This window comes from Microbulbifer variabilis (genome assembly GCF_056232115.1).
Genome location: NZ_CP174325.1, coordinates 2,659,977 through 2,671,009, shown reverse-complemented (window position 1 = coordinate 2,671,009; position 11,033 = coordinate 2,659,977). Strand labels below are relative to the sequence as shown.

The window sequence follows — 11,033 nt, the reverse complement described above, 5'->3', positions numbered from 1 at the left end:
GGCCGTACAAGCGCACGACCTGTTTTTTCCGCCCAATAAAAAGCCAACAGGTACCAAAGGGCAAAATTATGAAAACTTTCAAACAGGCATTTGAAATTATCGAAGACGCTGAGAAATTTCACCTGGATATGGCGAGCCTCTATGAGGATCTGCTTGAGAAATCAGACGACTACCGAACCCAACTATTATTGAAACACATGCTCGAGCATGAGCAACGGATGGCCAGAAACCTTGCCAACTATGGCGAAGTCGCGCAACAAAAAGTGATGAAAACGTGGCTGCAATACACTCACGAGGAGAGTGCAAAGGACTTTATTCGCCACCTACCATTAAGTAATCCACCAACAATCAAAGAAATTAACAATATGGGCCGTGAGGTGGACCGTTACTTCTCCAGCTTGTACGAGGCGGTATATGGAGCTATAGAGTCAATGGAGGTAAAGGAAATATTCGAAGACCTCAAACAGATCCAGGATAAAGAGCGTATCACCCTTTCAATGGCCACTAACTCCCTTTGGGATATGTAAGTGCTAATTTTTACAGTGGACTTTTTATTTAATAAGAATCCGATTATTAGACTCAACCGATTAATCGGCTGAGTCTAATATTTATACGGGCTTAACTACATCGCTGTAGACTTTAAAAATCATACTGTGCACGTAAATAATAAAGTGCACCATTGAAGCCCATAGGTGCAGTCTCTGGGTATTCAGCGCCAGCAACACCAGACCAGGGATTTTTATCAGGATAATTGTTGAACAGATTCTCAGCACCCGCAATCAGGGACAGAGACTCACTAAACTCATAAGCACCCTCAATATCTACTGTCCACTCATCACCAGCATCAATAGGCAAGCTGTAGTCATCCAGATGCGCTTCCCAGTAGCTGCCATAGTAGTTCAGTCGGACTAGACCGCGCCAGCCATCACCTACATGATTAATCGTGGCATTACCACGAATATTTGGTAGTCCATCTTCCAGTTGCCTGAGACGCATATCACTAATCGTCTCTTCCCTATAATCTGTTACTTCAGTATCAGTCCAGTTTGCAGCAAAGCTCAGGTCTGTGGCCTCACCCAGAGGGTAAGTCGCAACCAGGTCAATGCCACGGGTCTTGGTATCAAAGTCATTGGTATAAAAGCGGAAGAAGTCCAAAGAATCAGCGCCGCTAATGCCATCTGCCACTAGCTGAGCACGCTCATCATCACTCAACTTCTGGTCAGCTGACTGCGTAATACGGTCGCTTACGGCTATCTGGAAATAATCCAGGGTAACTTCCCAGTCCCCAGCTGACACAATAGCGCCAAGAGTAAAGCTCTCGGACTCTTCCGGTTGTAATTGTTTACCGCCTTTCAATTCAGCAATGGGATTAGTGGGGGGGATAGTGCCTTTATTTTGAAGTTGCCCTTCAGTAAAGGCTGTAGTTACGTTACTGATATTTGATTGGGCTGGCGTAGGTGCTCGGAAACCCGTACTGATTGTAGAGCGCAACGCCAATATCTCATTAACTTCATAGTGCCCAGACAACTTGAAGTTAGAAGTGTCACCAAAATCAGAGAAGTCCTCCCAGCGCAGCGCCGCGCCAAGACGTAAGCTATCTGTCGCCTCCAGTTCAAAATCGGTGTAAAGCGCGATATTGTCGCGATCAAAAGTACCCACTACTTCCGGTCCAAAACCTGGGAATCCATTTGATCCAATCGAAAATTCCTGTTCGGTTAAGGGGCCTTTGTACCAGGAGGCTTCATCTCCCAAATTAACTTCAAATTCTTCTTCTCGCCACTCAAAACCGCCAGCCATATACAATGTCTTGCCAGCAATCTCTGTAGCTTTAGTGAGATCGATATTAAAGTTTGTCTCAGTTTGTGCATAACCGCCAGGGCTGAACTTAGTTGGGGTGTCCGGCCCCATGGTGGCATTTACAGTATTGTAGATATTGAAATCTACTTTGTTATGCCCTCTGCTGGCGCTAACGTCATAACCAATACCACTGGCAAATTCACCCCGCAGGCCGAAGACCATAGAATAATCTTCTAAATCACCACCAAAACGAGGCGTAAAACCGCCGGGAAGTATTTCCGTAAAAGAGAAACATTCATCTAAATCATGAGCTTCGGATACCGAAACGCTCTCACAACTATCGGTACCATTCGTTGGATCGAGATCACCGATCAGTGGATTTCCCTCATCATCCGCGTAAACACCTGACCGAGTTTCTGGGTTACGAAAATAAAATCCACCGTCTGTGGAGCGACTGGCATAATTGCCAAAAGCATATACCTCCGCCTTATCACTCAGTTCAATAGCACTGTTGATAAAGAACTTGGTGTCATCATTAACTTCTGGTTGCCCCCAAATTTGTGCAGGGTCAGCAACGAAAGTATTGCCATCGGCGATCAGCTGAGCAGCATCATCCCGCTGAGTGCTTCGGCTAGTAGAGTCCTGCTCACGATACTCCATACTGAAATTCACAAAGCCCGAATCAGTCAATGGCAGGCCAAAGTTGGCGGCAACCATACTCTGATCACCATCACCCTCAGCAGTAGTCGCATGCTTGACTTCCACCGAGCCACCCTCAGCAGCATCCTTCAGCTGGAAGTTAATCACACCGGCAATGGCATCAGACCCGTACTGTGCAGCTGCACCGTCACGTAAGACCTCCACCTGCTTCAGGGCAATTGCGGGAATGGCCGAAATATCAGGCCCTTGGGCGCCGTCAGATACACCACTGCCGAGGAAAGCAATCACAGAAGCTCGGTGACGGCGCTTGCCGTTTACCAGAACCAGGGTACTATCCGGTGGTAGTCCGCGCAGGTTGGCAGGGCGCACAATCGATGCAGCATCAGAGATTGGCTTAGCATTCACATTGTAGGAAGGCACGACGTTGCGCAACAGGTTATTGAGATCGCCATCTCCCTGATTCACAAATTCATCGCCAGTGACAACATCAATCGGTGCAGATGAGTCTGTAGCCGAGCGGCCTTCAACTCGAGTACCTATTGTGATTACTTCCTCTATAAGTGCATCTTCAGCGATAACGGGGCTGGACACTGCAGCTACCGCCATCGCCAACAGCGATGGAGCGCTACAAGATGCCAACCAACGCCTCTTGTTTACTTTCATGAAATTACCCTGTTAATTATCTGTTTTATCTTCCTAGCCAAACTACTCAACCTTTCTGACACTCAAAATATATTGATAGCGAAAAATCACTATTAGAAAAAAGTACATTTAAAGCTGGCCAACACTACAACGGACAACATACTGCAGGAGTTCGTATACCGACCGAAGATTATCATCATTAATGATCACTGCAAAAAGCGTGACACAAATAGAAAGTGCCAGTAAAAATGAGAAATTAAAATACCTAAATAACAGATATTGACAATTTAAATCATGCCTTATCTGATTAAGTCGACATTTATGTCATTCGTAACAACCGACATATGCCTGGATCAATTTAAATTTTATTTAAATCGGTTATGGAACTTAAAAAAATGAACCTCTATTCGGAAGAGTGAAATCAACGAGACCAGAATAACTTGATTCGATAATCAAACAAACCATCCTAAAGAGAGTGAAGTTCTGAAAAGAAATTATATTAGAGGGCAATAGTTAAGAATCACCCAGCACTAAATTGAGTAATTCTCAACGTTGCAATCGGCTTTTTAGTTATGAAAGAGCAAACTCAACCGCCTTAGCCGCATGAATTTGAGTAGTATCAAGGAGGGTAACCTCGATATCATCCTGAGTGACCAACAAGCCTATTTCAGTACACCCAAGAATCACAGCCTCAGCCCCCCTATCTGACAAAGATTGAATAATTCTCAGATACTCTTTTTTGGAATCTTCACGCAAGTCTCCCTTGCAAAGCTCATCGAAGATAATCGAATGTACCTTTTTTCGATCACTCCTTTCAGGAACAATAACTGCTACCCCATATTTACTCTGGATTCTCTCCCGATAAAAGTCCTGCTCCATTGTGAATGCCGTACCCAGCAATCCAACTTTTTTCATTCCCTCCCGGACAAGAACCTCGGCCGTGGCATCGGCAATATGTAACAACGGAATGTTAATCGATAGCTCTACCTGGCTGGCCACTTTATGCATGGTGTTGGTACATATCAATACACAGTCTGCGCCCGCCGCCTGGATCCTCTGAGCAGATCTGGCCAGTAACTGCCCTGATTCCTCCCACTCTCCAGCAACTTGCAATTTTTCAATTGCCGCAAAATCCACACTGTATAGAATAATCTCAGCCGAGTGCAGTCCTCCAAGCTGACGATTAACCCCTTGATTAATCAACTGATAATAAGTCTGGGTACTCTCCCAACTCATACCACCGAGTAATCCCAACTTTTTCAAATTCCTATTCCTTATACTTTTATAAGATTGATTTTTTAACACGGCAGAGACTCACCCACAAGACACTCTATCGTTCATACTTAAAGAGGAATCTATTTGAAATACTTGGATGGATCAAATGCCATACATGAAGCGATCAGATTTCTTTTACTGAAATTATATCCGGACAACAAACCCATTAAATTCTCGCGCCCCAGAAGCTTTTTGGTAATCTGTTTGAGTGGCAGCCCTTGTCGACCGAGTTCTTGTGCTGCGCTGGACAGTTCCAACAAATAGTCATATTTATCCTGCAGACGCTTTTTTCCATTCTCAACCATTCCCCGATGCGGACAGAGAATCAGTTCGAAATCATACTCAAGCACCCTGCGGATACTTTGCATCAGGGTCGGGATACTTTCATCTTTGCGCAACAGCTTTAGATGGCTGGCAACATAGAGGTCCGCAGTAAAAATCCAGCCGCGATCCTGCATCAGATAACAAATCATATCCTTCGCATGCCCTGGAGCTGGTATGGGAATTACTTTCTCACCAGCTATTCGCAGATCCTTCGGTAATTCTGCAGCTTCAGCCAATCCCGCAGCCCCCCATATCAGACGCTGTATTGGCGGTATGCGAAAACCCCTCTTTAGGATTTCGACAGTTGCTTTGGGAGCCCGAGGCTGAATACCCGTAAGTTTATAAATGGAGCCGGCATTACCACTGTGGTCCTCATGGTGGTGAGTTAACAACAGTTGTTTGAAAGGCTTATTCTTAACAAACCACTTCACGTATTTCCACTGATTACTGGGACCAGCATCAACAATGGTGTCCTTCAATCGATATACGATAAACGTCGTATTGATTCCAAAGTCAAACCTGCCAACCCTTTGTGCATCCAGGTCCTTATAGTCAAAAGAATCAATAACCGACACACAACCCTCCGGCACTGGAAAGTAGGCATTGAAATCTCACCTCAGGAAAGGCATATCGTGCCATCCTGCTGATTATCCTGTTTGGAGTTGAGTAAATCGGTAAATCAGCAAATTTTCTTCAGGCGACATTCCGGCTCTCGCTCTTAAGAAAAACCGAATCCAGCCGGAATAAGCCTGCTATTCAGTCAACTCCAAGCGCAGCTTCAGTCCCAGCTTGGTAGTAGTGCCGCTGGTTACCCAGGCTATCTTTCCATCACTCCCTACTATAACCATAGTCGGTGTAACCCTGACCCCCCAAAGGGCACTGGTAACTCCTCCGGGGTCATTGATCGTGGGGAATTTTAAGTTGTAGCGCTGCATATACTCTTCCACCACCTCCTCTGACCCAGACTGCATAGCGATACCAATAACCTGGTGCTCACGGGCCAACTCAGAAATTTTTGGAGAAACTATACGACAGTAGGGGCACCAGGTTGCCCAAAAATAGATAAGTACCGGTCCCTGGGTTGTCATCTGCTGAAGGTCGAGGAGATTGCCGTGAAGTGACTCCCCCTTAAGGGGAGGTGCCTGCTCTTTTGGTACATCTCGCTGCTGATAGTAAGCAACTGCTGTTGTCACCAGAATCACAAGCAAGGCGAAGACTGCAAATTTTCCCGCCAGCCGAACCCAGTGATCCCGCACCTCTACCACCTCTTCTCTAATACTTTACACTGCAACCATAGGCCCTGGATGATGACCGTGGAACGACTTTTCCTTTGAGGGATGCATCCAGGGCAGCAGAGACATAATTGTGGGAATTGGCGATAACTGAGGGATTTGCTGAGTCATTGTCATCAATTGCCCCTGCATATACCACTTTCCCTTCAGGATTAATAATAAACATATGTGGTGTTGTCTTCGCACCGAAGGCACGCCCCATTTCACCACTGGTATCCAATAAAAAAGGTCTACTGGCACTTAAATTATGGGTTTTGGCCACACTAAGTGCCTCTGCCGGCTCCAGGTATCCCTGCTTGCCTTCGGCGGAAGAAATAACTGTTAACCATCTAACATCCTGCTCAGTATATTTTTTCTGCAGGAATTGCATATTACCACTGCCATAATGTTTCTTTACATAGGGACAATCTTTGTTAAACCATTCAATTACAAGCCATTGACCCGCATAATCTGCCAATGAATGCTTATCCCCCTGAGCATCAACAACTGAGAAATCTGGCGCCTTTTCGCCCGGTACGGCAGTTGCCGCCACACTGGATGAGAGCAATAAAAAAAACCATAACCAGCCTTTCGAGAAGAGGCTGCTATTTATAATCTTCATACCCATGACCAGTTGCCCTTTTCTATTTGCCTTTTCTTTTTTCATTGAATAAATCGGCGATTATGGATTCCTGCAATATTTGTGGCAAAAGCTGCGGTTCTCTGGATCCAGCTGGATACCAGGCGTAGACCGGCACAGAATTACGTCCCAAGGCAGCCAAAGCCTCTGTGATTTCTGGGTCCTGCCTGGTCCAATCCGCGCGGAGTAGCAAAACCTTATTCTTATGGAATAATCTTTGTACTTCAGGCGTATCCAAAACTAGTTTTTTATTCACTTGACAGGTAATACACCATGCCGCAGTGTAGTCGATAAATACTGGACGCCCCTCTTCCAAGGCCTGATCCAATAAACTGCGATCATACTCCTGCCAACCGGCAGCAACCTTGGAAAACGTCTTCTCTTTCGGGGTTAAGGTCGAATAGCCAATCACCAAAAAAGTCAGCATCAATATCCATGCAATAATACGGCCGATACGTGAAAAGTTATATCCGAGCCATAAAGTGAAAGTAACTGCCAACAATAATAAGGCACCGATTAACCAACCGCTCTCCCCCAGAATCCTCCCCAGCACCCAAAGCAGCCAGATGACAGTCGCGTAGAGAGGAAAAGCCAGGAATTGGCGCAGCTTTTCCATCCATGGACCGGGCCTCGGCAACCGCTTTAAAAGAACTGGGCTGGCACAGAGTAAGACAAAAGGTGCGGCAAGACCCATCCCCAATCCTAGAAAAATAAGCAGTGCTTCAACCGCCGGCAATACAGCCGCGGTACCCAATGCAACTCCCATAAAAGGCCCTGTACAGGGAGCCGCTACGAATACAGCCAACACCCCAGTTGCAAAAGAGCCCCCCCGGCTGACGCCAGCTAGATTTACCAGGCGGTGCCCGAACTCAAAGACACCACTGAATGACAAACCCATAAGCCAGAAAAGTGCTATCAGCGCCATTACCACCGGAGCGGATTGCAATTGAAACCCCCAGCCGATAGCCGCACCCCATGAGCGAAGTACCAGAAGCAATACTCCCAAGGCGACAAATGTAGTAAGCACCCCAGCGCCATATAAAAGCCCCTCTCGCCACCTGCCCCTCTCGCTATAGCCCTCGTTTACCAATCCCAATAACTTGATGGAAAGTACGGGAAAAACACAGGGCATCAAATTCAAAATAATCCCACCTGCTAGGGCAGCGAGGACCAGAAGCCATAGAGGGCGCGACTTTGCTTCTGGCATTGCTGTACCAAACGAAACTCTATCCAGGCGCCAGGCACGAGTACCATCCGTTAACACAAAATCCGCAGATTCACTCAAGGCAGCACCAGGTTGGCGCCCAAAAGTATAATCCAGCGTCTTTCCTTCCCGCTGAAGTTTCGGCTTTGACGCGGTAAATAGGTCACCATTTATGGGGAATACTTTAGGTGCTTTAGATGCCGTTTCCGACTCGAGTAAAAGATGAATTCGATCTTTGCCCTGCGCCGCCAGAGAAATCGGTTTCCAGGGGCTATACACACTTGACTGGGGAACCCTCTTTGCAAAGTGATTCCGCAAATCCAGGTTCGCTGAAGACCAGCGAGTCTCATCTGACACCGGGCGGGTTAAGGTCATAGTGCCAAACCCGGGAATACATTCTATTTTGCACACAAGCCATTCAAGCTCGGCGCTTAAGGCAATTACCTTGCCTCCCCTGTCAGGAGTTAAATCGAACAGGTAGGCGACATTCCCTTCATACCCTAGGTTGGTCAGGTGCTCTATCTTGAGACGAGAGGGGAATGGCCACTCAATTGCCCCTACCTCGGCTCCATTTGGAGTTATGGTGAATCGCGGTGCCGCCCCCGAGTCCCCGGGATTACGCCAGTAAACGTGCCAGCCGGGGTCAACTTCAAAGTAGAAACCGATTTTTTCACTGGCTCGATCTACAAAACTTGAAGGCGCCAACCAACGAACAGTAACATGGTCTCCAGATATACTTTCCTGGGCAATGAGATGTGTACTTCCCGCCAGTAGTAAAAAACCCAGGATATTTATTAAAAAATTTCTTCTATCAATCACAATTGTCGCTTCCTCGGCGGCATTGTTCCTGGAATTGTTACAACACATACTCCGACAGTCTGGGATTAAGTCACAAACTATGACATAACCTGACTCAGGTGTCGTATGTTCTCATTATAAGTGTATGGCGGACATTTCCTTGCTTGTGATATTGATGGCGTCTCCTAAGCCTCTCTAATCATTTTGAATGATCAATTCTCTGACGCCAAGCAAATTCGCACACCGATAAAGCCCTAATAGCCATCCTGAGATTCCATGAGATCCATGCTGTACAAGCGAATATAACGGCTTATATCCAAAAAATAATTGAAAATTACACCGAGGTTTTACAGATTGCAGCTCAAGGTGATGTGATCGATATAATAAAACTGAAACACCAAATGATTGAGATGGTAAATGTCTAACCATATATAATGGCCGATCTATTAGTTTATACTTAAACACTACAGATCAAATTTACCGAAAACCTGCCTCTTAAATTAGAAAAAATTCATCCTATGGTATGAATGAAAACTAGAACTCCACAGCAACCGGCTCTTCCACCCTGACAGGCACCAACCCGGAGAGAAAGTCTTCTGTAGCAACATCCCACGAAAAAGTTCTGGCATGGGCAATACAATCTTCTCCTTTAAGTAAAAGAGCGCGCTCAATCGCCACTTTCAGGTTTTCATGCACTACTCCTACAGGAGCATCACCAATAATATCTTTTGGGCCAGTAACTGGGTAAGCAGCAACAGGTAAACCACAGGCCAATGCCTCAAGATTAACCAGGCCAAAAGTATCAGTTAAGGAGGGAAATACAAAAACATCTGCACTGCTATAGCATTCTGTCAGCGCCTCCCCCTCACGAACCCCCATGTAAATTGCTGATGGGAATTTTCTTTTTAATATATTTAATTGGGGACCATCCCCTACGATAACCTTAGTTCCCGGAAGCTCAAGCGAGAGAAATTTTTCCAGTGATTTTTCAACGGCAACACGCCCCACATTCAACATAACAGGCCTAGGCAAACCATCGAAGACTGTCGACTCTACTGGACGAAATTTATCCAACTCTACTCCACGCCGCCAGTGTCTTACCCTGGTAATCCCCATAGCCTTAGCTTCAGATGCCATGCCATCTGTTGTTACCATTGTGTGCGCCGCTGACTGATGAAACCGCAATAAAAGATTATGTAACCAGCTGACAGGAATTTTTACTCGGATTGATATATATTCTGAAAGTCTGGAAAGCCAAGAAGTAGTAAATCTTAGACCGCGTTGTTTACAATAACCTCGCACCGCCCATCCCACCGGGCCCTCTGTCATAATATGAATAGCATCAGGGCAAAACTCATCCACAATCCGGGTTACTCTTTGCCCAGGGAAAACTGCAATTTTTATTTCCTGGTATCCTGGCCATGGAAAGGCCATACAATCATCAGCTGATAATATTTTAACCTCATGCCCGCGTAAGGTGAGTTCTTTATAAGTCTTATCAAGAACTCTGGAAACACCATTTAATTGCTGTGGGTAAGTATCAGTGGCGATTAATATCTTCATATCTGATACTCCTTAACTACAACATACAACAAAGTTGCTACTCAAACCTTGCACTCCCTTATTTGACAATACCTCAAATAGACAACGGTGATATAAACAGGATATTTTTTCAATTAAAATTACGAACATATTTCCTGAAATTCCCTATTTATCTTTAGATGCTCAATTTTCTGTGCATCAGAATCTATTCCAGCAACTTACTTCCAATAATAAAAACACTTTCCCCAACGAACTCACTTCAGACAGACCCAAACTGGATATTAAGCGACAATACCTCTAATATACCAGCTCAAGAGCCTGTGTTTTCTTTCAACTAATCTTTCTTTTATTTTTTTTCATAAAACTAAAGCAAAACTCTCTTCCAGTTGGGCTACCCTATTTCACAACCAGCCTGAAAATCTCACACACTTATAAATCAAACAAACTTTATTAATCACTAAATCCCATAATTTAGATAACCTTGAGCATGTACCATGCCCCCGGAACTATAGCAGTCAGAACAGGTAAAACTATCTCACTCTTTACTTATTGAAATATATGTCAAAGAAGCAATAATTCACGCCACATTGATGTAATTTACGCCATTCTCCAGTTTTAACAGATTTCTAGTCTAAACCACTAATCACCTTAATTAGCTCACAGCTTTCCAAAAGAAGGAAAGAACGCCAAAATGTTGAGGCCTAAGATACCTGTGAGCCACAATCTTCCCTGCAATCCCCTCACTGCTTCCTGCATCCTTATTTTTTACACATTTCGCATTCACACCTCACAGATTCTCCCCACTCACTGCCAACTTGAAGATTTACATTTGGAAAATTTTATTCAGAATCACGGAACTACAGGACAAAACATGACAACT

The 11,033-nt window shown here is 45.2% G+C and carries 8 protein-coding genes; 1 reads left to right on the top strand and 7 read right to left on the bottom strand.

The window, feature by feature from the left end; translation table 11 throughout:
* Positions 1 to 68 precede the first annotated feature (68 nt).
* Positions 69 to 527 (top strand): hypothetical protein, encoded by a 459-nt coding sequence (locus ACJJI7_RS11790; protein WP_020412192.1) that lies wholly within the window; start codon positions 69 to 71, stop codon positions 525 to 527.
* Between the two features lie 112 nt (positions 528 to 639).
* Here the strand turns inward: ACJJI7_RS11790 and ACJJI7_RS11785 are convergent, their stop codons facing one another.
* The 7 genes from ACJJI7_RS11785 to ACJJI7_RS11755 all read right to left on the bottom strand — a co-directional run bounded on the left by ACJJI7_RS11785 (position 640) and on the right by ACJJI7_RS11755 (position 10,174).
* Positions 640 to 3,120 (bottom strand): TonB-dependent receptor plug domain-containing protein, encoded by a 2,481-nt coding sequence (locus ACJJI7_RS11785; protein WP_282951447.1) that lies wholly within the window; start codon positions 3,118 to 3,120, stop codon positions 640 to 642.
* Between the two features lie 549 nt (positions 3,121 to 3,669).
* Positions 3,670 to 4,362 carry an aspartate/glutamate racemase family protein gene (locus ACJJI7_RS11780; RefSeq protein WP_444902095.1) on the bottom strand — a complete coding sequence of 231 codons (693 nt, stop codon included), beginning with the start codon at positions 4,360 to 4,362 and terminating at the stop codon, positions 3,670 to 3,672.
* 92 nt (positions 4,363 to 4,454) lie between these two features.
* Entirely contained in the window at positions 4,455 to 5,273 is an 819-nt protein-coding gene (locus ACJJI7_RS11775; RefSeq protein ID WP_282951449.1) for an MBL fold metallo-hydrolase, read from the bottom strand.
* A gap of 177 nt (positions 5,274 to 5,450) precedes the next feature.
* The gene (locus ACJJI7_RS11770; protein WP_282951450.1) at positions 5,451 to 5,954 is read right to left on the bottom strand and encodes a protein disulfide oxidoreductase; all 504 of its coding nucleotides are present in this window, start codon (positions 5,952 to 5,954) and stop codon (positions 5,451 to 5,453) included.
* Positions 5,955 to 5,970: 16 nt separating this feature from the next.
* Positions 5,971 to 6,591 (bottom strand): thioredoxin family protein, encoded by a 621-nt coding sequence (locus ACJJI7_RS11765; RefSeq protein ID WP_444902096.1) that lies wholly within the window; start codon positions 6,589 to 6,591, stop codon positions 5,971 to 5,973.
* 22 nt (positions 6,592 to 6,613) lie between these two features.
* A complete protein-coding gene (locus ACJJI7_RS11760; protein ID WP_444902097.1) occupies positions 6,614 to 8,632 on the bottom strand; it encodes a protein-disulfide reductase DsbD family protein in 2,019 nt (672 codons plus the stop codon).
* Between the two features lie 513 nt (positions 8,633 to 9,145).
* Positions 9,146 to 10,174: a glycosyltransferase family 4 protein gene (locus ACJJI7_RS11755; protein ID WP_020412185.1), complete on the bottom strand. Its 1,029-nt coding sequence runs from the start codon at positions 10,172 to 10,174 to the stop codon at positions 9,146 to 9,148.
* Between the last annotated feature and the right edge of the window lie 859 nt (positions 10,175 to 11,033).